The organism is Citrobacter sp. Cb023 (assembly GCF_030336805.1).
Taxonomy (GTDB): Bacteria; Pseudomonadota; Gammaproteobacteria; order Enterobacterales; family Enterobacteriaceae; genus Citrobacter; species Citrobacter braakii.
On the sequence record NZ_JAOWCV010000025.1, the window covers coordinates 374323 to 397477 of the forward strand.

Below are 23155 nucleotides of genomic sequence, written 5' to 3' on the forward strand. Positions count from 1 at the left end.
AACCAATCCATGGAGGATTTATGGCAAACAAACTCGTGCAGATACACTTTGATTTTCCTGGTCCGTTTGGCGCTGAGATGTCACATCAGCTTGTTGAACTGGCAGAATCCATCAACCAGGAACCGGGTTTCATCTGGAAAATCTGGACCGAGAACGCAGCAAACCACGAAGCGGGTGGCATCTACCTGTTTCAGGATGAAGACAGCGCTCTGGCCTATATCAAAAAACACACGGCCCGCCTGAAGCACCTGGGTGTGGATGACGTGACGTGCAAAATCTTCGATATCAATGAACCGTTAAGTAAGATTAACCACGGCCATATCGGCTAATTTTTGGCTTTAACGCCCCGCCCCGGGGCGCTTCTTCACTCCCCAGCTTTACCCTCATCAAAAGCGTTCCCCCTCTTTCACCGCGCCAGGATAGCTATATAACGTGGGTCACGTTTGCCTTAGTTCACAAAATCATCATCTGTGAAAACTATCACTAGCCGAACGCGGTATGAAAGCGTATAAAATAATACAAACAGTATTATTTTATACAAAATGGATTATCAATAACTACAGGAGATTCACTTATGTCCGTGGACATTACATTGAACTCATCTGCAGGAGGTTTTCCGCCTGCAGGTCATTACTCACACAGTACAACGGCTGGCGGATTCGTCTTCATTTCTGGTCAGTTGCCGGTCACAAGTGATGGCGAAAAAAAAACGGATGCCTCTTTTGAAGAGCAGACGCGGCTGGTACTGCAGAATATTGATGCCTGCCTGGCTGGCGCTGGGGTTTCTCGACAGCACCTGGTGTCAGTACGCGTCTATGTGACAGATATCAACCAATGGCCAACGTTTAACAAAATCTATGGGGAGTGGATCGGTGATTTCCGGCCCTCCCGCGCGGTAGCGGGCGTTGCAGAGCTTCATTATGGTTTCGCACTGGAAGTTGAAGCTATTGCCCTGGCCCCACAAGCATGACGTTTAACGACATACAGGTGAACAACAATGACTGAAATGACACTGCCTGATTATAACGATGTTGCCGCCGCGGCAGAGCGCATCGCCGACTATGCCAACAAAACGCCGGTGATGACCTCCCGAACGGTTAATGACGAATTTGGTGCTGAAGTTTTCTTCAAGTGCGAAAACTTCCAGAGAATGGGCGCGTTTAAATTTCGCGGAGCCATGAATGCGTTACGCCAGTTCACGCCAGAACAACGCGCTGCGGGCGTCGTCACCTTTTCGTCCGGCAACCATGCGCAGGCCATTGCCCTGTCGGCAAAATTGTTGGGGATCCCGGCGACGATTATCATGCCGCATGATGCCCCGGCGGCTAAAGTTGCAGCCACAAAAGGCTATGGTGGAAATGTGGTGATTTACGATCGCTATACCGAAGATCGTGAAAAAATCGGACGGGAGCTGGCAGAGAAACAAGGATTGACGCTGATCCCGCCATACGACCATCCGCACGTGATTGCGGGCCAGGGTACCGCCACAAAAGAGCTGATTGAAGAAGTGGGTCAGCTAGACGTTCTTTTCGTGTGTCTGGGCGGTGGCGGCCTGCTTTCGGGCTCCTCACTGGCAGCCAGACATCTGTCACCTGACTGCATCATCTATGGTGTCGAGCCGGAGGCAGGAAACGATGGTCAACAATCGTTTCGCAGCGGAAAGATTGTTCATATCGATACGCCGAAAACCATTGCTGACGGTGCTCAGACCCAACATCTCGGGAATATTACGTTTCCGATTATCCAGCGAAATGTGCACGATATTCTGACTGTCTCAGACGATGAATTAGTCGCCTCGATGAAATTTATCGCTGAGCGAATGAAAATTGTCGTGGAGCCGACTGGCTGTCTGGGTTTTGCCGCCGCCAGAGCGCGCAAAGCTGAGCTTCGCGGCAAGAAAATCGGCATTATCATCAGCGGTGGGAACGTGGATATCAGCCGCTACAGTGAATTCCTTGCCGGGTAATCAAGAAGGTATCTGCCATGCGGATACCTTATTACCGTCTGAACACTCGCGTCTGGAAAAGCGAACCCTGCTCACTGTAAACTGCCCGCAATCATGGCAACAAGCATCACCGCAGGAGACTGGCATGCCAAAAACCGATAACAACTCACTTCTCAGCCAAATTGACACTATCGCCAGGGGCTTGAGCGAGACCTTCTCGCCGTTTTGCGAAGTGGTGGTTCATGATCTCAAAAATCCTGAACATGCCATTTTATCCATCCATAATAACCTGTCCGGGCGAGAACCCGGCCAACCGGCAACAGAACTGGGTCTGGCGCGAATCGCATCGCCTGAATTCCCCAGCATTATAGCCAACTACAGCAACCAGTTTGCCGATGGCCGCCCGGTGAAAAGTACCTCCATCGGCATCAAGGATGATGAAGGCAAATACGTAGCAGCACTCTGTCTGAACGTGGATATGACGCTGTTTCGTGGCATGCAGAGTGCCCTTGCGCGTTTTACTGAAACCGCTGACTCTCCCATTAAGGAACATATCGATCCCGGCAGTAACGAAGTCATCCGCCAGCGTATCGATGACTTTGCCGCTAAATGCGCAACGACGGCCCGCGCCCTGAAACCTGAAGACCGTAAACGACTGATTCAACAATTACGCAAAGACGGTTTGCTGAACGTACGAAAATCTATGGACACAGTGGCGCAGCATCTGGGCGTCTCCAGAGCAACCGCGTATCTGTATGCCCGCCAGTCGGCTCAGGCTGGCGAATAAACCCGGTTATGCGGCGCTCAGCAAGGTATATCCGCCTGGCTCATGCAGCAAGCCAGCGCGGCATATTCCCCCAATCGCGGTGCATCCAGCCATTGATAAGTTCATTAAGTTGCTGACGATCCTGTAGGTGATTTTGCATATTTTGAATTCCTGATAATTGACTATTTTTGAACGTCTGCTACGCCTGTGTAATCTAGTCCCGGGAATAGGCAAAAGTTCGATTTATTCAACAAGGTTACCTGCCGATAAAACAACGATTCCCTGTCGCTGCACAAAAAAATAAACCTTTATGATCGTGTGATTTTTTAACAACCACAGAGTGGGTGTTTTTTGTACAGATACAACAAAAATCACCGTCCGTTAATAACAGACTTCGCCTGATTTAATAAATATTCATAACCATTAAGCATGGCAACTCATTGATTTAAATGAATTAAAATACAAATAACTTCACATCATCAATAATAGACATGCGGAATATATAAATAGCGTGATATCTAAATTATAATTCTTTTACATCCGGCTGATTGGTGAGGTTAGAATGCGGTTAATAGTCATGTTGGTAAGCGTTGTGCTCTCCACCCAGCTTTGGGCGGGTGAACTTTCCAGGCCCACCGGTAAAGTTCTTTTAACGTTATCCGGTAATATTGAAAATACAAATGAAGACGGGAAAGCGGTTTTTGATACCGCCAGCCTTGAGAAGCTGGGCATGGTAAGTTTTCAGACCACCTCCCCCTGGTATAATGGACGTACGACCTTTACGGGTATTCCACTACAAAAACTCATGGATTATGTTGGAGCGAGCGGCTCCGTTGTAAAGGTTACTGCGCTTAATGACTACACCACCGTTATCCCTCTCAGTGATTTCAAAAAATACAATGCCATCCTTGCTTTAAAAATCAACGGAAAATATATGCGCATCCGTGATAAGGGCCCATTATTCATTGTGTACCCCTATGACAGCATGCCGGAACTAAATAATCAGATTTATTATTCAAGGTCTGCATGGCAGGTCAGTAGTATGGATATTGAGTAAGCGTTCAGAGGAACATCATGAACAGAATACTGGCTGGCATCATCTTTTTTCTTTTTATATCGACCGGATATATCTCTTTCCTCGTGCATGAAAGGCAACAAGAGCTACAGAAACTGACTCACTACACCGATTCCTGGTCTGCCGCTCAGTTGGTATCACAATATTACCGATTTGAATCGTTGCTTGGTCTTTACACTATCGATGATACGATGAATCTTGATGATGTACGCATGCGTCTCGACATTATGCTCAGCCAGAGTGATTTGATAAAAGAAGGTGATTTGGGGCGCTACATAGAAAGCAACATTGCCCACCGTGAGCTAGCGGTAACACTTGAAAATACCCTTAGTTATCTGGATGATAATCTAGAGAAAATGAACCGTCCAGCACTCCAGGCGTATCTGAAAAAAATGCATACCCTGGATGCACAACTTGGCCGTCTTTCATCCGGCGCATTAAACAAAGATGTAAACTCGATTAATAACGCCAACCAAAAAATTCAAACGCTGTACTATATTTACTCAACGACATCTGTACTGCTAATAATACTGAGTGCGATTCTGGGCGTGCTCATTTTTTATCAAAACAGAAATATTCTGCGGGCGCACCTTCAGGTCAAGAGTCTTGCCGAAGAACTGCAGAAATCGAAGGAAAAGCTACAAATTCAGAATGCCAAACTGGAATATGACGTCTACCATGACTCGCTCACCGAGATGAATAACCGCCAGCTATTCTGGAGCGATTTAAATAAAACAATCGAAATGGCAGAGAAAAATAACGATGCTGTGACAGTGATGTTGTTTGATTTAGATCGATTCAAAGAGGTCAATGATACATATGGTCATGATGCCGGTGATATGTTACTGCGCCAGATATCCGATCGTCTGATTTCGACAAGCCTTACGTCGGATACGTTGTATCGCTTAGGCGGGGATGAGTTTGCGTTTCTCTCAAGTGGTCTGACAGAAAGTCGGGCCGTTTCGCGAGCCCAGAAAATATGTGAGTTTATCAGCCAGCCCTACACCATTTACAACACAATTATCAACATAACCACCTGTGTTGGCATTGTTATCTCAGAAAATGAGCGTCGCTCTGACTATCTTTATAAATTTGCCGATCTGGCCCTTTATGAAGCCAAAAATGAAGGCTCTGGCAAAATAAAAGTCTTCCGGCAACGAATGTTAGAAAAATTGCAGGAAAGCAGAACGCTTGAGCATGATATGGCATTAGCAATAGTGAACAAAGAGTTCGTGGTGTATTACCAGCCTATTGTCGATTCTTTCAGTCAGAAAATATACAGCTATGAGGCGCTAATTCGTTGGGTCCATCCTCTCAAGGGCCTCCTGTCGCCGGATAGCTTTATTCCTGTTGCTGAAAAAACAGGGATGATTAATGAGATGGGGAAAGCGGTACTGGAAATTGCCTGCAGGGAAGCCGCGGGTTGGGCGGTTCCGGCTAAAATTTCAGTCAATGTCTCCCCTGTCCAGCTAAGCAGCAAGGCCTTTGCAGGAATCGTGTTAACCATTCTGAAAGAAACTGGACTTCCACCTGACCGCCTCGAACTGGAAGTGACTGAATCCTCTCTCTTTACCGAGAGTGCTACGCCGATAAATACGCTTAATAAGCTCCGGGCCCTGGGGGTAAAAATCTCCATCGATGATTTTGGTACCGGATACTCTTCTCTTTCGCGCCTCAGCAGACTTGCCTTCGATAAAATCAAAATAGACAAGTCCTTTGTGCATTCGATATCTACGCAGGAAGACGCCCTGACTATCATCAAACTGATCACGGGCATGGCGAAATCTCTCAATATGAAGGCTGTTGCAGAAGGTGTTGAAACGCAGGAGCAACTGACAAGACTTCAGGCTCTGGGCTGCGATTTCGCGCAAGGATATCTGTTTGGCAAACCTCAGCCTTGTATCGATGAAGAAATCAGAAACGGTTAAATCGCGGTCGGCACATTTGCCCGTGGGTGCAGGGCCGCATTTTCTCATCGATTACACACCGTGAAAGTTATCCCTGCTTAAACGCATCAGAAAACAGCAGGGATAACCTTCGCGAACAACGGATATTTTTGCCCCAGATTTACTCGCTATCAGGCTAATTAATCATTAACCGTAGGGCTAAATCCTTCGGATAAGGATCAAAATAGTTCTGGGTAAGTAAATAGCTGTCTGGGTATTCAGCAAGGTAGTGCTTGAGCAGAGTCAGTGGCGCCAATATTGGCAGCAGTCCGCCGCTATAGTTGAGGATCACGTCACGCAACTCTCCGCGCTGGCGGGTGTTCAACCGATCGCGGAAGTAGCCCTGAATATGCATCAGTACGTTGGTGTGATTTTTCCGTGAGGCGGGCTTTTTGAGGATTGCCATTAGCTTTTCGCGATATACCACGAAAAAAGCGTCCAAATCATCCCACTGATGGAGCGAGGCCACGAAAGGGCCAATATCCCGGTAACCCGCCTGGTGATGAGCCAAAAGCTGGAGCTTATAGCGGCTGTGGAAGTTGAGTAAACCGTGGCGAGTAAGACCAGAGGCTCGCAGCATATTAAGTTCATGTAACGCGAACACTCGCTCGACAAAGTTCTCCCTCAGCACCGGATCGTGCAAGCGGCCATCTTCTTCGACCGGCAACCACGGGTAGGTTTCCATTAAGGTGCCGGTAAACAGACCGGTTCCCTCTTTTCGCCCGCGATTTCCCTTTTCGTCATACAGCCTCACTCTCTCCATTCCGCAGCTCGGTGATTTAGCACAGACGATAAAACCCGACAGACCGCCAAGCCCATTGATATATGAAGCGGTGAAATCGGACATTTTATCGGTGACATCCTCACCAGGCGCATGGCTAAAACACATGCGGATATTCCCCTGGGCGGTTTGAACCAAACGCAACGCGGGGCGTGGTACAGGCAAACCGATGGACATCTCCGGGCAGACAGGTTTAAAAGTCACCCACTGAGCCAGCTCGTCCATCACAAACCCCATCCGTTTATGCCCGCCGTCGAATCGCACGGCTGAGCCGGTTAAACATCCACTAATCCCGATGACAGGTTGAGTGTTCATAACGCCCCCTCTTTTTTTGACGCCCTTTTTCGGGAAGAAAAGTATGACTGTTTCACTAATAAATCATAGCGTACGTTATTTATCTGTCGCAGGCTCCCTACGAAAAACAGGTTAACCAATTTAAGTAAATATGCGCAGCGAAAGTTGGTAATTCCCCTGAACGGTTCTATAGTCGGGACTGCTTCTCATTACAGGGTTCACTAATGCGATTTAACGGACTGACTAAAGGTTTCTTCATTTTCATACTTGCCCTCGTGACCTGGGCGTTCTTCGATGTGTTGTCGCCCTATTTCTCTGCCATTTTGTGGGCCGCAATCTTAACCACCATCTTTAACCCGGTGAAAAACAGACTGCGCAGCGCGCTTGGCGAACGTAACGGGCTGGCGTCACTGCTCACCATCGGCATCATCTGTCTGATTGTTTTTATCCCACTGATGGTGATCTTCTCCTCGTTGGCTATTGAGCTGAACGTGGTGTATGCCAAATTACAACAAAACGACACTCAGTTCCCGGAAGTGGTCACCGCCATTATTTCGTATCTTCCTGACTGGGCCAGAGGATTCCTCGCAGAACATAATCTGGATAACGTCGCGCAGATCCAGAAAAAACTGTCCGACGTTGTACTGCAGGGTGGACAGTACCTCGCCGGCAGCGCGTTCCTGATTGGTAAGGGGACATTCGGCTTTGCTATTAGCTTTGGCATCATGCTGTATCTGCTGTTTTTCTTACTGAAGGACGGGCCGTACCTGGTGCGCCAGATTCTGGACTCATTACCGCTTTCTGATTTTGCCAAACAGCACCTGTTTGCCAAATTCGTCGGCGTGACGCGGGCAACGGTCAAGGGCACAGCGGTCGTGGCGTTGGTTCAGGGTATTCTTGGCGGCATCGCGTTTGCAATTGTCGACATCGACGGCAGCGTCCTGTGGGGCGCGCTGATGGCGTTTCTCTCCCTCGTGCCCGCGGTCGGCTCAGCGATCGTCTGGGTACCTGCGGCAATCTTCCTCTTCGCCACGCACCAGCTGTGGCAAGGGCTGTTTATCGTTGGCTTCTTCGTGATTATCGTCGGGCTGGTGGACAATATCCTGCGCCCGCTACTGGTGGGTAAAGACACCAAAATGCCGGATTATCTGATTCTGATTTCCACTCTCGGCGGAATGGAGATCTACGGCATTAACGGCTTTGTGATTGGCCCCCTGATTGCCGCACTGTTCATTACCTGCTGGAACCTGTTTTCCGGGCGCGATCATGAAGGTAACGTGGAAGGAATCGACGAAGCCTTTATGGAAGAAGGAAAAAATCCTCCAGATTTATGATGGCAGGACGATAACAGAAGGCGGTCCTGAGACCGCCTTTTTTATTTTCACGCAAAATCATACGTTTCCTATAATTTCAATCATGCTTATTCATTAATCGTCGCAGAAGGAACTAATCAGTGCGAATTGCCACAATCACCAACTGGGCCTACAGCGCGACGGTGTGTCTGACCATTGCCTCCGGCGTTGTCATGTTGATGGCCTCCAGCGCCGATAACACCGAACGCCAGGTGGTGGAGCAACGTTACCAATTCGATCAACTGACCGAAGAAGTCGAGCTCGATGCCTGGTCGCTGTCAGATCTGGCACGCGAATATGTTATTGCAAAAGACCCGGAAGCGCTTAACGCCTACCGCCAGAAAGAAGCGTCGCTGAAAGCCGTTGAACAGCGGCTGTCGAAACTAAAAGATATTGGGGCGACGGATGAAGAGCTGGCGCTATTGCATGAAGGGCTGCAGATTGTTGATGCCCTGCAGGATGAGCAAGCTGCGGCGCTTGCCAGCGTCGCGCGCGGAGAAGAGTCGCAGGCCATCGCCCTGCTGTATGGCAAATCCTATGAACAGGAACTGGAGCGAGCCCAGGACCGGATTGATCATTTCCGTCAGTTACTCGACAGCCGCGTACGCAACACCATTGAAGATGCCACTCAGACATCGCGCACGCTACGTACGGCTTCGGAAGTGATGGTCGGGCTGACGGCGCTGTTATTTTTGTTCGTTCTCGGTTTTATTTTAAAACGCCGCGTACTGCGTCCAGTCGTGCGTTTGAGCGATGTGGTTAACCGTCTGGCGTCGCAGGATTACGCCGTTGAGACACCCAGCTTTAATCAGATCGATGAAATCGGCGATATGGCACAGGCGATCCGCATTTTTCGCGAGAACGGCCTGGCACGTCAGCGACTGGAGAAAGAACGAGACGCCGACTGGGCAATCCGCGAGCTGCTCGCACGTATGACTCAACGTTTGCAAGGCTGCGAGAATTTTGCCGATGTCATTAATGTGGCAGAGCTGTTTGCGCCGAATGTTGCTCCCGGTATTGCCGGGCGGCTTTACATACTGGATCGAGAGCCCTGGCAAATGCGCTGCGTTGCGCAATGGCTTTCACCGCAGGGCAAAGCGGATGCTTTCCACCCGGACGAATGCTGGGCAGTGCGCCGCGGTCAGAGCCATCCACCGGTGCAAGGCGAACCCGATATCGCCTGCTACCATCTACCGGAATCATGCCAGCAGCATACCCTATGCGTGCCACTGATTGCCCAGGGTGAAGCCATCGGCCTGCTCTCATTCCAGAACCTCAGCAATGATTCCGCTCCCTCTCGCGCGTATCTGGAACTGATGGCGGAAGCACTCGGTCTGGCGTTAGCCAACCAGCGCCTGCGTGATGCGCTGCTGGAGAAAGCGCTCTACGACCCGCTAACCGGCCTGCGCAACCGTCACCATCTGGAAGATACGCTGCGTACCCAGATGAGCCAGGCAGTGCGTAACAAAGAGCCGATCAGTTGCCTGATGATCGATATCGATCATTTCAAAAATATTAACGACCGCTTTGGCCATGAGGCGGGAGATAGCGTGATAAAAAGTATCGCCACCACTATTCAGCGCGTTGTCCATGACAGCGGCATGGCCTTCCGTTACGGCGGTGAAGAGTTTCTGGTGTTGCTGGCCAATACGGATGAGCAGGCCGCCAACCGCTTTGCGACAGATATTTATAATGGTGTACGCGAACTGTCGCTGCGCTTTGGACTTTCAGAGATTGGTCACGTTGATGTCTCTATCGGCGTTGCCAGCTATCCGCAGCACGCCCAGAGCGACAATCTTCTGCGCGCCGCAGACGTGGCGCTGTATCGCGCGAAAGAGTTAGGCCGTTCGCGCATCGTGAGCTTTGGCATGCTGGAAGCGAGCTAAGATACGTCAGTACGCCGTGCATTGCTTTACCTCTGCGCCAGGCGGTGATATGTTGACTGGATGAACACAAAACACGATATCACCGCGTTTAATCACAACCTGTGGTGGCTGCCTTCTTAAAGGCGGTCAGAATGTGTTTTCCACATTTTAAATAACCGCCGAAAGGCGGTTATTTGCATTTAAAGACCCCTTTCGGTTTTTTGATTAAGGAGTCTTACATGAACAACAAAACTATCATCCTCACTGGCGATCGTCCCACTGGCCCGCTGCATCTCGGCCACTATGTTGGCTCTCTGCGCCAGCGCGCCACGCTGCAACATGATTATCAGCAGTTTATATTGGTTGCTGACCTGCAAGGGCTAACCGATAACGGCAGCACACCACAAAAGATCCGCAACAATATTCCCGAAGTGCTGGCTGATTACCTCGCCGCAGGAATCGACCCGTCACTCACCACCATTTGTCTGCAGTCGGCCCTGCCCGCCCTCGCTGAGCTGACCGCGCTTTATATGAACATTGTTACCGTGGCTCGCGTGGAGCGAAATCCTACGGTCAAAAACGAAATTGCGCAGAAAGGATTTGCCCGCTCGTTACCGGTTGGCTTTCTGGTTTATCCCATCAGCCAGGCAGCAGATATTACCGCTTTCAAAGCCGAGGTGGTTCCCGTCGGCGACGATCAGTTGCCCATGATCGAACAGACCAATGAGATCGTGCATAAGATGAATAGTCTGTTACCGACCTCTGTCTTGTCGCATTGTAAAGCGCTACTGAGTGAGACCAGCCGTCTTCCAGGGATCGACGGTAATGCCAAAATGTCAAAATCGCTCGGCAACACTCTACTCCTGTCCGCCAGCGAAGAGGCTATTCATCATGCGGTCAGCGCAATGTACACCGATCCCAATCATCTAAAAGTGTCCGATCCGGGGCAGATTGACGGCAATATGGTATTTACTTACCTCGATGCTATTCATCCGGATAAAGCAAAAGTGGCGGAGATGAAAGCACATTATCAGCGCGGCGGGCTGGGTGACCGGACATGCAAAAACGAGCTGGAGATGTGCTTGCAGGAGCTTATCGCCCCGATGCGCGAGCGGCGGGCAACCTACATCCAGGATAAAGGTATGCTGATGGCGATGCTCAAAAAAGGAAGCGAAGAGGCGCACGAGGTCACGCAGCAGACATTAAAAGAAGTAAAGCAAGGGCTGGGTTTGCCGGTGTTCTGAACTCGAAGCACTACAGGTTCGATAATTAAAGATAGCTCCCGACGAATGACAATCGCCGGGAGTGGCGCAGCCATGCGTTGACGCGTAAAGGTAACCACTGTCACAGAGGCTAATTAATTCGCTGTTTAATAATCCGCGCAATACGATATGTCGTTTTTTATGCAGTGTTATTTCTACCCTGCCCCTTCAATTATTTCAGCTAATCATTATGAATTACCCATTACATGTACGGGTTCGAAATCCTCACCTTGCCTGAGATATGATTATTTGTTAAATTAACCGCATTAGCGTTAAATACATTGAGCATTACACAGACGCTATTTATACAATAATGAATGATGGAGTTAAAATGAAGTATGCGTTTGCATTAATGTTGAGTATGGTATTATCAGGTTGTACCGCAAATGATTGGGTGGATGCTGCAAGTGGAATAATGCAGGCAAAAGACCAACACGATAAAGACGCAAGAAACAATCGCATCAAAGAAGCCAACAGGGCTGCAGGCTACTGATATCTAAATGATTAGCACATCCCTCTTCTTGTCTTTATAAACAGAAGAGGAATGGTATTCTAAACAAATTTACTGACTAAATAGCACAATTAAAATTGGTGTATAGCGCATACGTATCCTTGCAGAGAATATAATAACCTAACGCTCAGTCCGCTCCGCGCCAGATGATGGCTTTGCAAGTCCCCTATCCCTATTCCTCATGTAAAAATGGCACTAATTGAAAGATGCCAATCCACCTCCTCATGTATATCTATATCCACACATAGTCATAAAGAAAGGATGGATGAAGATGCTGAGAGGTAAAAGAGCTGTAATTACGGGTGGAGGCGGAGGATTTGGTCAGGCGCTGTGCGTGTGGCTGGCGCGAGAAGGCGTCGAGGTGGATTTTTGCGCGCGGCGTGCTGATGATATTCAAAAAACTTGCAGTATCATCGCGTCTGAAGGCGGGATTGCAAAAGGATATATCTGTGATTTAACCCAGCCTGAATCCCTTTCGCAGTTTTCTTCACAGTTGTTAATTTCAGACAAGCCCATCGACATTTTAATCCTCAATGCCGCCCAGTGGCTGTCAGGAACGTTAGACGATCAACCAGACGCTGAAATTATCAATACCGTCAGTTCAGGACTGACAGGTGCGATTTTACTGACTCATGCATTGTTGCCTGGGTTAAGACGTTCAGAAAGCGCGGATGTCGTCTCAATAATATCTTCATGTGGGATTCCGAATTTTACGGATTCAATTGCGCATCCCGCTTTTTTTGCCAGCAAACACGGGCTTAGCGGATTCACATCTAAACTGTCACACCAGTTGTCCGAAGAAAATATACGTGTGACCGGGTTGTATCCACCGGATTTCGAACTTACAGGGTTAGATACGTTTGTTGATAGTCAATCCAGAATGGGGGAACGTTTATTAAATGGACGCTCAGTCTGGGAAACAATTCGTTTTGTGCTCGCTCAACCGCGTAGTTGCCATATAGGTAGTATCTACTTTCAAGGTCCAACTCGCGAGAAACTGAGTGCCAGGGGCTGGCGTTGCTAACTCCCCCAAGATAATAATCATTGGAGCTCTTCTCAAGTACAGAGCGTTTAACTGTTTTGTTAAAGCCTGAACAATAGTACTTTTCCCGCTTTCTGGCAGGAAGCTGAAAATGATTAGAATAGTTTGGCTGTGAAATGATGAAATCCAAAAGTAATAAAACACATTATCCCCTGACTTGAGGGATTTTACGCCTCTATTACCACAAGCGATATGACAAGCGTCGAAAAGTATTACTGCCAATCTTACTCGTGGCAGTCCTTGGGTCTGTCAGCGTAGCCGTTCCATGCCAAAATCGGTCATAGCTGACCTGGTGGGAGCGAACTTGCAAAATGAAACATTTAAAAAAATATAGAAGTCTAACCCGTCAAACAATCAGATTGATGCTCAAAAGGATCTCAAGCAGATCCTTATGATTTTTCTGATCGTTATGTCCTACCACTCACCATACGGATAGGTTTTACCTTTGATGAAATCACGCATAAAGGGATCGTAGCCGTTAGCCTCGATGTAACTGAAATCAATTTTGTTAGGAACATTTTTGCATATCAACATGTTATTCCCCGTCAGGGTAAATTGCCGTGCAGGATGCTGGAGCACAACAGGATCGCCGTTATCTTCCAGCCAGACCCGTACGATTCCCCCCGGAGCCAGTCCGATTATCAAATTATCCCGGTAATACGTTTTTCCCGGCTTATAGGTATCAGGATAGGCATTTAGCATCTGCTGCCACGTCTCTCGGCTGAACCAGATCTCCGTCTCATACGCCTTTTTATCGATAACCGAGTCCCAGCACACCGTCATCCTGACAGGCAGCGCCTTGCCGGTATTAAAATTGGCTGAAAAGCTACCTACGCGCTGGCTCCATTTCTCCACACTGCTCTGACTTGGTCTGGCTGTGTCAAGTTGCCGAAAGATACTTTCCCGGATATCACCGTCTTCCAGATACACCATTGTCACCAGTGCAGGCAGGTTTTTCGGGTGAAAAAAATTAAACTGCCAGTGGTTGTAAGGCAGCTTCTGCCCCCACTGCTCTACGCCGTCTCCCAGCAGCGTCTTCACGCCTGCCCGGCGGTCATGGCAGCCGGCAGTCAGCATAACGCTCAGCACTGCCACCATCAGCGGTAATCGTCTCATCCCTGCCTCCTCAGAACAGTCCGTCCAGCGCGTCCACGTTCACCCGCGCCCGGTCTTCCCACTGCTGCTGGTCGTCCATCCGCCACACCGTGCGCACCCACCCTTTGCCCGGGGCCATAGGCCACACGAACGAGCGCTCGTCCGTCGGCGCATAGTGGTGTCGCAGAAAAACCTCTCCCGAGGATGGACTCACCCACAGGCTCAGGTCCGAGTCAATGTTCCAGTTCGCCGAACAGTGCAGGTAACGCCCGATGGTCCGCATCTCCTCCGCCGTAAATCCCTCCGGCTCCGCGCCCCGCCGGACCGCCCGCCCCTGCGCTATTGCTTTATCACACAGGGGAAGCAGTTCTGACGGTAACTCCAGCTCTTTGTTATTACTGAGTATCGGTGCAAACACCACCCCGGCGTCTTGTGCCGCGTCCAGCATCACCCGCAGGCTAACCTTCCCCCAGTCGTTCGGCACCGCCCTGCGCGTCATAAACACCGCCGCGCCCGCTTTCTTCTCAAAAATAAACGCCCGCGCCTTGTCCCGGTTAACCAGCGGCCACGATATCATTTTCGTCTCCACCTTGCCGTGCGGCATCATGTACTTCAGCGCCGGCAACGAATACAACGCCTGGCGCATCTTCTCCGCCTGACGGAACACAGCCGTCTGCGTCTCGTCCGCGTTCTCCGGTATTACCTCAAAGTCCGGCATCGTCAGCAGGGAGATTTCATCCTCTCCCGCGTTGTAGCCCCCGCCGATATCCGAGTGCGCCCCCGGCAGCGCCAGTTCCGGCCACATCCCCGCGATGCTGTTGAGGCTGAGGTTATACCGGCACTCGTGCATCGCGCTTATCTGAAACACCTTCTGCGCCACGGAGGGACGCAGCTCGAGGTTAACGCCGGGGTTACTGCGTCCGTTAACGCCGTAGAAGTTCAGCAGGCTCCCGATGGCTGCTACCGTGTCAAACAGCCCAAGAAAGCGCACCTCTCCCGCCGGTTTTCCGTGGTGCCCCGCCATATCCAGCCCATTCTCTATCGCTACCGCTATCGCGGCGTCCTGGTTCATCACCCGGTTGGCAAAGTGCCGCGCCGCCGCCGCTCCGCGGCTGAACCCGAACACGTCAAACTGCACCTTCGCGATCGCCACTTTTTCACGGTTAAGTTTGATAAAGCGGGTCATCTCTGCGCTGATCTTGTCCAGCACCTCATCAGTCTTCGTCACCACCCCTTCGAACTGCCGGATAAGACTGCTTCCCAGCGCCTTACCCAGCACAGAGTCGCTTTCCCCGTCCGCCGTCCCGATGCCGCTTACGTAGGCTTTCACCTGCGCCTCTGTCTCGCTGTCGCTAAGTTCATCACTCGACTGATAAAGGTCAAACAGCCGCGATATATTAGTGTGACCGCCCTGCCAGCTGGCGTTACCCAGCCCGACCCCGGCATACTCTTCATACTTTGCGCACGCTTTTGCCCGAGCCTCGTCAACCAGATTGGCGCAGTGGGTATATGCCAGCCGCAAATCGTCTGAGTTCGCCCGGTTGTTCCCCGTACCGTCGAAGAATAGCCCTACCGTCAGCGTGATCCCCCTGACCGGAACCCGCTGGCACTGAACGATTTTTACGCTGTTGTGAATGCTGGTCTTATGGGTGCTATCTCCGATGACTTCATACCGGTAATAGCCGGTATCTTCCGGTACGCCCTTTTCGTCTGTGTTCATGGGAAATCCTTTTAATACCCATGGTTAATTAATTCCCCATCATACCTTAACCAAAATCGACGCCCTATCTTAAATACATGATTCAGTTGCTATGCTCAATTAGTAAGGCCGGATCGTACTGCATATCGTGGGAAGAGCAGTTATATTCCGTCAGGTTGGGGGGTAATCCGCTGAGCTGTCTGCCTGTACCCTGAAAAAAGTCTGACGTGAGATACTGGTTGTCAACTTCCGCCCTTCGCTCATAAGGGACAACCATACTCAAATCTCCAACATTGCAGGAGATTTGAGTATGAACATGTCACCGTGGAACAAAGACCGTATCATAGGCCAAAAAAGACCACTTCAGATATCTCATATCTGGGGGATCCGAATCCGGCTTGAACTGGAAGGTAAAACGCGTGATTTAGCTCTGTTCAACATGGCCTTAGACAGTAAGCTACGAGGCTGTGATCTGGTGAACCTCAAAGTATCTGATGTTGCATATGGTAGCTCGGTTTCAAGCAGAGCTACGGTGCTGCAACAGAAAACCGGTAGCCCTGTGCAATTTGAGATAACCAAAGGGACAAGAGAAGCTGTTGCTGCATTGATAAAGCTTGGCAATTTGCACAGTAAAGACTTCTTGTTTCGGTCTCGGATCGGAACTAACCGGCACATATCAACCCGGCAATACAGCCGAATTTTTCATGGGTGGGTAGAAAAGCTTGGTCTCGAAGCTTCGCTTTACAGCACACACTCCATGAGAAGAACAAAACCTTACCTGATCTACAAGAAAACCAAGAATCTTCGGGTGATCCAACTTCTGTTGGGCCATAGGAAACTGGAAAGCACAGTCCGTTATCTGGGCATTGAAGTCGATGATGCGTTAGAGATCTCTGAATCGATTGAAGTCTAAGGTTGTCAGGGCTGCAACAGCAGCCCTGTGCCAATGGCAGACTGGCAACGAACGAATCAGAGAGCAGATGCCGTTCTTACTACAAAACAGTGGTCAAATTTCTTGACCAATCCCAGGAAAGAAATCTTCAGCAACTCTATTAAATTGTATTAGTCAATCCTGAAACTGAAAGCCTGCATCGATAATAGATCCATATAGAGTATTTACCAGCCCAAAAGCCCTAACGGCACAATATGGTTGTGGAATACCTCAGTGGGATGAAACAAAGGAAACAAAGCAATTCAATACCCGGCTAACCTCACGATTTTTAAGCCATATCATCATAGTATTGACATTACCAATGTGAGGAGTAATAGAGTGGCACCGTATGGGGAAGCTCGTTTCATACTGTTTGACGACGCTCTCAGGCAATAATGCAATGCCCATTCCGGCACTTACGCAACCAAGTATTGCCTGAAAAGAACCAAACTCCAGCGGGTCGTCATAATCGACATTTTGTAGCCGTAACCATTGCCCAAGCCGGGAACGATAATTACATCCTTTCACAAAGACGAGCGGCCTTGTCACCTCCAGATCGGCTCCCGTCACGACATCACCATGCTCTGCGGCCGTAACCAGAACCAGGGTTTCCTGACACAGCACCTGCGTTTGTAGCCTTGAATTGTCTACGTGCAACGCCTTGTGGTCAGCGACGAAGGCAATTTCAAGTTCACTATTCTGGATCTGACGAACTAACACATCTGTCGGTGACGTTTTTAAGTTTAATTCTACGGAGGGCATTTCACGGTGGAAGTTTGCCAGCAAAGCAGGAAGTCGGACGGCGGCAGTGGTTTCCATTGCGCCAATGCGCAGAGGGCCAGCCGCTTTCGTTCCCTGCATAGACAACTCGGCTTCGTCTAAAAGCGCGAGGATTTTGTTAGCGTAACGCAGAAGCAGTTCACCTTCAGGGGTGATGTGAAGACGATTCTTCTCGCGAACAAACAACGAAACATCCAGGCTGGACTCCAGTTGCTTGAGCCGCGTCGTGACGTTTGAAGAAACGCAGTGCAGATTACGGGCTGCTGCGGTGATAGAGCCGGTTTCCGCGACGGTTTTAAACAAATTTAATGAGGTACTGTTCATCGTGTCTGTCACTCAAAGTGAAGGTTTTCGTCATTTTTATTAACTTTTTATTAGCATTTCTTTATGTAACATAACAATCAAATCTGATTGACATATTGAGCCTGAAAAATGGATCTTGATCACAATGTTATTGGCCATCGCCAGTTGAGCACGGCTGTCTTCGGTATGATTGTTTTAACGCTGGGGATGGGAATTGGTCGGTTTTTATATACTCCGATGCTGCCGGTCATGTTGCATGAAGGCATTTTTAATTTTTCGCAATTATCGTTAATCGCAAGCGCGAATTACGCCGGATACCTGGTTGGCAGCCTCCTGTTCTCGTTTGGTATTTTTGGTGGCCTGAAGAATATCAAAACGATGTTAATTTGTGCTGCATTAGTCACCGGCCTGCTTATTTTTGCGATGGCAGTAGTCACGCACCCTGATATAGTAATTGTTATTCGATTTATCGCCGGTGTTGCCAGCGCAGGCATGATGATATTCGGGTCGATGCTTATGCTACAGCATACCCATAATCCGTTTGTCATTGCTTCTTTGTTTGCCGGCGTCGGGGTGGGTATTTTTATAGGCAATGAATATGTTATAGCCGGTATCGCATATGCATTAAATTCAAAGCTACTATGGATCGGCGCGTCAATCATTTCAGCTGTACTCTTCATCGCGCTGATTATCTTGCTGCCTGCAAATAAACACGTTCTACCTCCTCAGAAAAAAGCTTCGTCATCCGAGCCGAACATCCAGTGGTGGAATTTAGCATTGTTATATGGACTGGCAGGCTTCGGTTATATCATTGTAGCTACTTATCTCCCTTTAATGGCCCGGGGAGTGGGTAATGAATTTCTGGCCAACCATATCTGGTCTATTGTTGGCCTTGCCGTTATCCCAGGATGCTATGGTTGGTTATGGGCTGCACGCAAGTGGAGCATATTGTCCTGCCTGAGTGTTAACTTAATTGTGCAGGCGAGCTGCGTTGTGATGGCCTCGTTTATCCATTCCCCGCTTTTATTGACCTTGAGTTGTATTGGCTTTGGTGCAACTTTCATGGGAACCAGTTCTCTCGTTATGCCACTCGCGAAAAAGATTTCTGCACCACAGAAAATTAATCTTCTGGGTCTGGTGACGTTAACATATGGCATTGGGCAAATTGCCGGGCCATTAATCGTGAGTGCGTTTCAGAACAATAAAAACGGGATGACTATTTCAATATTATCTGGCGCTTGTGCGTTATTTATCGCAGCAGGGATTAGCTATTTTCAACACAGCAAAGTTAAATACTCTCAAAGTTGGAGCAAAGAATGAAAAAGACAACCGTTGCTATTATAGGAATGGGGCCTCGGGGGCTTAGTATTCTGGAAAGGATTTGTGCTCAGCATGCACAACGTAAACAGAATGAACATATTAATATTGTTATCGTTGATAAAAATGCGATGGGTGTAGGTGCGCACAGTTTATCGCAGCCCGACCATTTATTGGTTAACACCGTTGCTTGCCAGATAACATTATTTGGTGATGCGACGGTAAAAAATGCCGGATCTTTCCGTTCAGGGGCATGTTTTCATCAGTGGGCTAATGAGCAGGGCTATAAAAATGTTGATGGCCGTTATTTAAAAGACGTGGCTGGCAAACCAATTGACGCCAACGATTATTTACCTCGTCGATTATTAGGTGAATACTTAAATTGGTTTTATCACGAAATTATCAAAAGTTTGCCTGACAATATCTCGGTTACACAGATAAATCAGCAGGCCAACAACATTCTGATTCAGGACGATGCGAAGTCTATTATTGTCTTGGAAGACAGTCAGCGTGTGGTGGCCGATTACGTCTATTTAACCACTGGTCACAGCGACAACGCCAAAACGTTTGACGATCATCTTGTTGAACGATTTATTGCCAATAATTATAAGAAAAATGAACGCCTGGACTACTATTCGACTCCTTATCCAATAAATAATTTGAATAAAATAACAGCGGAATCAAATGTGATTGTTCAGGGTATTGGTCTGACTGCCTATGATGTCATTTCGCAACTCACTATCGGCAGGGGTGGAAAATTTAGCCGGGAAGATGGTGAGCTTCGCTATCATCCTTCCGGAAAAGAACCGGGTATTTTTATCTATTCACGTAAGGCTCTACCTTTTAGCAGTCGCGGCGCGAATCAAAAAGGCGTTTCTGGGCAGTACTCCCCACGCTTCTTAACGGCAATGGCTATCAGAGAATTGCGGTTGAAAAATGTGTTTGAGAAAGGATCTTCAAAAATCGATTTTCTTGAACAAGTTTTCCCCTTACTGCATAAAGAAATGTGTTATGCCTATCGTTCAACCCTAAATGGGCAGTGGTTAGATGCTGGCTCTTATGAACCGAGCGCTGAAGACATCGCGGTAATTGACAGTGTGCTTTATCCACATCAATCGCAGGAACATCTGAGTTTAAAGGATTATACTCAATGGTTTATGTATTTCCTGCGTAAAGATCTCCAGGAGTCTGAGGAGGGCAATGTCCATGGCCCGATCAAAGCGGCGACAGACATTATTCGTGATGTCAGGGATATTTTACGAGAAGCGATTGATAATTCAGGGCTTGAATCGCGGTCACATCAGTATTTCCTTGAGCATTTTAATCCTATTTTTAACCGCATTGCCGTTGGCCCGCCGAAGTTAAGAAATGAACAACTATTAGCATTAATGGAAGCGAATGTGGTGAGTCTGGCCGGTGGTAAAGATTCAAGGTTAGTATTGAACGACTGCGAAGGAAAATTCGAAGTTCACTCACCTTTTAAAGAAGAGAGTACTGAGATTCAGGCTGATGTTTTAATCAAGGCGAAAATTGCCAGTTTTTCGCCACTACATGACGCTTCACCGTTAATCAGAAATATGACAGCCAATGGTATTGTTCGTCCATTTATGAATGAGGGGTATCACCCGGGTGGGCTGGATATCGATCAATGCCAGCATCCTATTAATCGCATGGGGGAAGCGCAGACGGCTTTTTGGGTGCTGGGCAATCCTGCGGAAGGCGCAAATTTTTACACCTACGTCCTGCCACGTCCGCTGGTTAATTCAAGATTCCTGGTTGATGCAGGCCGTTGTGTCGCAGATATGTATCATCAAATGATGGTGCGGCAGGCTCAGCCAGAGGTAGCGATAAATGCAGACTGAGCAAATCCAGGCCCGTGGCAAGGCGTGGCAATCATTGCAACCTGCGTTAGCGATAACATCATTGCTGGTATTTCTGTTCGCTTGTGCGTTGACGGATAAACATGCGGCGATGTCGGCTATTGCGGGAGTTACCGCCGTGCTCTACTTCACATCGACATTTGCTTTCTGGTCAAAAAAATCATCCGCCAGAAGTGGTGTGATTATTTTTCTCTGCTCGATGATGTTTCTTCTTGCTACAAACAACCTGAAAGGCATTGTGCTCCCTGCAATTTTTTCGCGATATTTTGATGTGATTTTACTGCTTGTTGGTATTGCCTTATTACGACAAGTCATGGCCTCTCTTAATTTTACAGCTGTTCTGGGAGGATATTTTTCGCGTAGAAAAACATCGAACATGACTTTTGGGGTTACGTTATTGACGGCGTTCTTAACATGGCCAATGAGTCTGGGGGCAATATCATTGCTGCTCGATGGCCTCAAGTCAGTTATTGGGCCAAGATTCAACCTGGCAAAGATTATTACGCGCACCGTATGCATTACGATGGTACTGATGCCAACCACCATCGGCGCTGCTGCCGTTTGGGCGGCAATGCCTGACGTACCGCATCTTAAGGCGATGCTGGTGGGTATCCCTCTCTTTTTATTCAGTATCTTGTTCAACCAAAGCGCAAAAGTGACGGTAATCGCTGAAAACGAGACGGTGACACCCAGCCGTGATGGGATGCGGTATATCCTGCTATGTGTAGGTCTGTTCTGGGGAGTATTCATTTTTTCATTAACGGTACTGAATCTTAATTCACTGCAAAGTATTGCCTTTACAGCAGTCGTGCTCTTTGTTGTCGATCATCTGGTTAAAAAGGATAAACCCTGGGCTGAGCAATTAACTGAATCTGCACAGAATATATCCGGTGAGGTATTGTTGCTTTTAAGCTGTAGTGTGTTGACCTCAGTTTGTTGGCTGTTTTTTTCCCATGTACCTGAGGGTATCACTGCTTATGTTGGCGGGCTGACAACGTTGCAGATCTACGCGATTATTTTGTTCATCGTACCGCTTTTTGGTTTATTAGGTATCCATCCACTGATTATCTTTAGTATCGCATGGTCGATATTTTCTGATTATCTTACGGGGGGGATGGTTGATTATCAGATATGGATTTGCTTATTTATTGCAACTCAGCTTATTTCTCCCGTATCGATCAATGCTATTTTCGCCGCAAACAGTCTGAATGTATCACCCAGTAACACCAGTTTTAAAATGCACTACGGTTATGTTCTATCGTTTAATCTCTTTGCACTTGTTTATCTTGGTGCAATGTCAAAAATTATCTAATAAAAGGAGTTCATATGCCCTACGTAAATATTAAAATTACTAATGAAGGTGCTACCGATCAGCAAAAGAAAAAATTAATGGAGGGAGTGACACAACTATTGGTTGATGTCCTGAATAAAAACCCCAGCACAACCATCGTGGTCATTGATGAAGTGGAGACTGATAACTGGGGAATTGGTGGCGTGCCAGTGACGGAGTTACGTAAAAAAAGCAAGTAGAGTTATTTAAAAAGTAAGGAGCCTGCCTCCTTACTTTTGCCCATAGATTATCAGTATAAAAGAGTCTGCAATATTATTTATTGTTGGATATGCATTTCATATCTTATAAGTAGACTGCTCAAACTACCGTATTAAGGACGTTATCTATGCACGCCTATCATCATATTCGACTGGGGAAGACTTCAGCGAAAGTCAAAAATAGTTTTGATGAATTACTACCCGATCCATGGCTTAAGGCTGAAGATGGTATTTTTCGGTTCAGAAGTTACATGCAGGCCAGGGCCGGACGTGAAAAGTATTTTGATCTGTGCGCAGTGGGTGAGTTTTTTCAAGCGGAAAAACTGAACAATTACGCTGGCGGCATTGCAAGAAAATACCCAGAAATAAAACAAGACGTTGCTGAAGAAGTGATGAATCTGGTGTTTCGTAAGCTTTTGCCATTGCTTCCAGACACGACTTACAATATTGGCATTCATCAAATAAGAATAACGACAGATGACCGAAGGCCTGGATATCCCGCTCCAGAGGGTATTCATAAAGATGGTTTTAAGTACATTGCAATCTATTGCAGCGAAATTGAGAATGTGACTGGTGGAGAAACCACGCTTATTCCTAATCATGATGGGGGCAGTGATGCCTCTACGTTCAAACTGCATGCGGGCGATGCAGTAATATTCAATGATGTGAATTATCAGCATTATACCGCGGCAGTGGTTCCTTTGTTGCCAGGAAAAGGTTATCGGGATGTATTTGTCATTACATTTGATATTGAATGAGAAAA

Annotated in this window: 21 protein-coding genes; 17 read left to right on the plus strand and 4 right to left on the minus strand. The window is 48.0% G+C overall.

Annotated features, from left to right (window positions below):
* Window positions 1-20: 20 nt before the first annotated feature.
* From OGW44_RS03110 to OGW44_RS03135, 6 genes are all read left to right on the plus strand, one after another.
* The gene (locus tag OGW44_RS03110; protein WP_019076722.1) at window positions 21-329 is read left to right on the plus strand and encodes a monooxygenase; all 309 of its coding nucleotides are present in this window, start codon (window positions 21-23) and stop codon (window positions 327-329) included.
* Between the two features lie 245 nt (window positions 330-574).
* On the plus strand, window positions 575-970 hold the full coding sequence (locus tag OGW44_RS03115; RefSeq protein WP_016156419.1) for a RidA family protein: 396 nt from the start codon (window positions 575-577) through the stop codon (window positions 968-970).
* Window positions 971-997: 27 nt separating this feature from the next.
* Window positions 998-1966 (plus strand): threo-3-hydroxy-L-aspartate ammonia-lyase, encoded by a 969-nt coding sequence (locus tag OGW44_RS03120; RefSeq protein WP_016156418.1) that lies wholly within the window; start codon window positions 998-1000, stop codon window positions 1964-1966.
* Window positions 1967-2090: 124 nt separating this feature from the next.
* The gene (locus tag OGW44_RS03125; RefSeq protein WP_016152975.1) at window positions 2091-2732 is read left to right on the plus strand and encodes a helix-turn-helix transcriptional regulator; all 642 of its coding nucleotides are present in this window, start codon (window positions 2091-2093) and stop codon (window positions 2730-2732) included.
* A 541-nt stretch (window positions 2733-3273) separates the two neighbouring features.
* Entirely contained in the window at window positions 3274-3768 is a 495-nt protein-coding gene (locus OGW44_RS03130) for a putative pterin-binding protein (protein ID WP_016152974.1), read from the plus strand.
* Between the two features lie 17 nt (window positions 3769-3785).
* Window positions 3786-5714 (plus strand): putative bifunctional diguanylate cyclase/phosphodiesterase, encoded by a 1929-nt coding sequence (locus tag OGW44_RS03135; protein ID WP_019076717.1) that lies wholly within the window; start codon window positions 3786-3788, stop codon window positions 5712-5714.
* Window positions 5715-5868: 154 nt separating this feature from the next.
* Here the strand turns inward: OGW44_RS03135 and OGW44_RS03140 are convergent, their stop codons facing one another.
* Window positions 5869-6828, minus strand: coding sequence for a YbgA family protein (locus tag OGW44_RS03140; protein WP_016156416.1), 960 nt, complete (start codon window positions 6826-6828; stop codon window positions 5869-5871).
* Window positions 6829-7031: 203 nt separating this feature from the next.
* Here OGW44_RS03140 and OGW44_RS03145 point away from each other — a divergent pair, with 203 nt between their 5' ends.
* The 5 genes from OGW44_RS03145 to OGW44_RS03165 all read left to right on the plus strand — a co-directional run bounded on the left by OGW44_RS03145 (window position 7032) and on the right by OGW44_RS03165 (window position 12821).
* A complete protein-coding gene (locus OGW44_RS03145) occupies window positions 7032-8141 on the plus strand; it encodes an AI-2E family transporter (protein WP_016156415.1) in 1110 nt (369 codons plus the stop codon).
* A gap of 119 nt (window positions 8142-8260) precedes the next feature.
* Complete coding sequence (locus tag OGW44_RS03150; RefSeq protein WP_047417683.1) at window positions 8261-10045, plus strand: diguanylate cyclase; 1785 nt, start codon at window positions 8261-8263, stop codon at window positions 10043-10045.
* 218 nt (window positions 10046-10263) lie between these two features.
* Window positions 10264-11268 (plus strand): tryptophan--tRNA ligase, encoded by a 1005-nt coding sequence (gene trpS / locus OGW44_RS03155; RefSeq protein WP_149380905.1) that lies wholly within the window; start codon window positions 10264-10266, stop codon window positions 11266-11268.
* 349 nt (window positions 11269-11617) lie between these two features.
* Entirely contained in the window at window positions 11618-11779 is a 162-nt protein-coding gene (locus tag OGW44_RS03160) for a hypothetical protein (RefSeq protein ID WP_016152967.1), read from the plus strand.
* 289 nt (window positions 11780-12068) lie between these two features.
* Window positions 12069-12821, plus strand: coding sequence for an SDR family oxidoreductase (locus OGW44_RS03165; RefSeq protein ID WP_185654588.1), 753 nt, complete (start codon window positions 12069-12071; stop codon window positions 12819-12821).
* A gap of 432 nt (window positions 12822-13253) precedes the next feature.
* Here OGW44_RS03165 and OGW44_RS03170 read toward each other — a convergent pair whose 3' ends face one another.
* Together OGW44_RS03170 and OGW44_RS03175 are read right to left on the minus strand one after the other, a co-directional pair.
* Window positions 13254-13955, minus strand: a complete 702-nt coding sequence (locus tag OGW44_RS03170) for a DUF2931 family protein (protein WP_149380909.1) — start codon at window positions 13953-13955, stop codon at window positions 13254-13256.
* A 10-nt stretch (window positions 13956-13965) separates the two neighbouring features.
* Window positions 13966-15654 (minus strand): T6SS phospholipase effector Tle1-like catalytic domain-containing protein, encoded by a 1689-nt coding sequence (locus tag OGW44_RS03175; protein WP_185654587.1) that lies wholly within the window; start codon window positions 15652-15654, stop codon window positions 13966-13968.
* A 289-nt stretch (window positions 15655-15943) separates the two neighbouring features.
* Between OGW44_RS03175 and OGW44_RS03180 the strand changes: the two genes are divergently transcribed.
* Complete coding sequence (locus OGW44_RS03180; RefSeq protein WP_079497767.1) at window positions 15944-16546, plus strand: site-specific integrase; 603 nt, start codon at window positions 15944-15946, stop codon at window positions 16544-16546.
* Window positions 16547-16795: 249 nt separating this feature from the next.
* Here OGW44_RS03180 and OGW44_RS03185 read toward each other — a convergent pair whose 3' ends face one another.
* Window positions 16796-17668 carry a LysR family transcriptional regulator gene (locus tag OGW44_RS03185; RefSeq protein ID WP_016152964.1) on the minus strand — a complete coding sequence of 291 codons (873 nt, stop codon included), beginning with the start codon at window positions 17666-17668 and terminating at the stop codon, window positions 16796-16798.
* Between the two features lie 108 nt (window positions 17669-17776).
* Here OGW44_RS03185 and OGW44_RS03190 point away from each other — a divergent pair, with 108 nt between their 5' ends.
* The 5 genes from OGW44_RS03190 (at window position 17777) to OGW44_RS03210 (ending at window position 23150) form a co-directional block, all read left to right on the plus strand.
* Window positions 17777-18967 carry an MFS transporter gene (locus OGW44_RS03190; protein ID WP_185654586.1) on the plus strand — a complete coding sequence of 397 codons (1191 nt, stop codon included), beginning with the start codon at window positions 17777-17779 and terminating at the stop codon, window positions 18965-18967.
* Window positions 18964-20826, plus strand: coding sequence for an FAD/NAD(P)-binding protein (locus tag OGW44_RS03195; protein WP_185654585.1), 1863 nt, complete (start codon window positions 18964-18966; stop codon window positions 20824-20826). Before OGW44_RS03190 ends, OGW44_RS03195 begins: the two co-directional genes overlap by 4 nt.
* Window positions 20816-22156, plus strand: coding sequence for a hypothetical protein (locus tag OGW44_RS03200; protein WP_185654584.1), 1341 nt, complete (start codon window positions 20816-20818; stop codon window positions 22154-22156). The genes OGW44_RS03195 and OGW44_RS03200 overlap by 11 nt, the downstream gene beginning before the upstream one ends.
* Window positions 22157-22170: 14 nt before the next feature.
* Complete coding sequence (locus OGW44_RS03205) at window positions 22171-22374, plus strand: tautomerase family protein (protein ID WP_016152960.1); 204 nt, start codon at window positions 22171-22173, stop codon at window positions 22372-22374.
* Window positions 22375-22520: 146 nt separating this feature from the next.
* Window positions 22521-23150 (plus strand): 2OG-Fe dioxygenase family protein, encoded by a 630-nt coding sequence (locus OGW44_RS03210; protein WP_047358841.1) that lies wholly within the window; start codon window positions 22521-22523, stop codon window positions 23148-23150.
* Window positions 23151-23155: the final 5 nt, after the last annotated feature.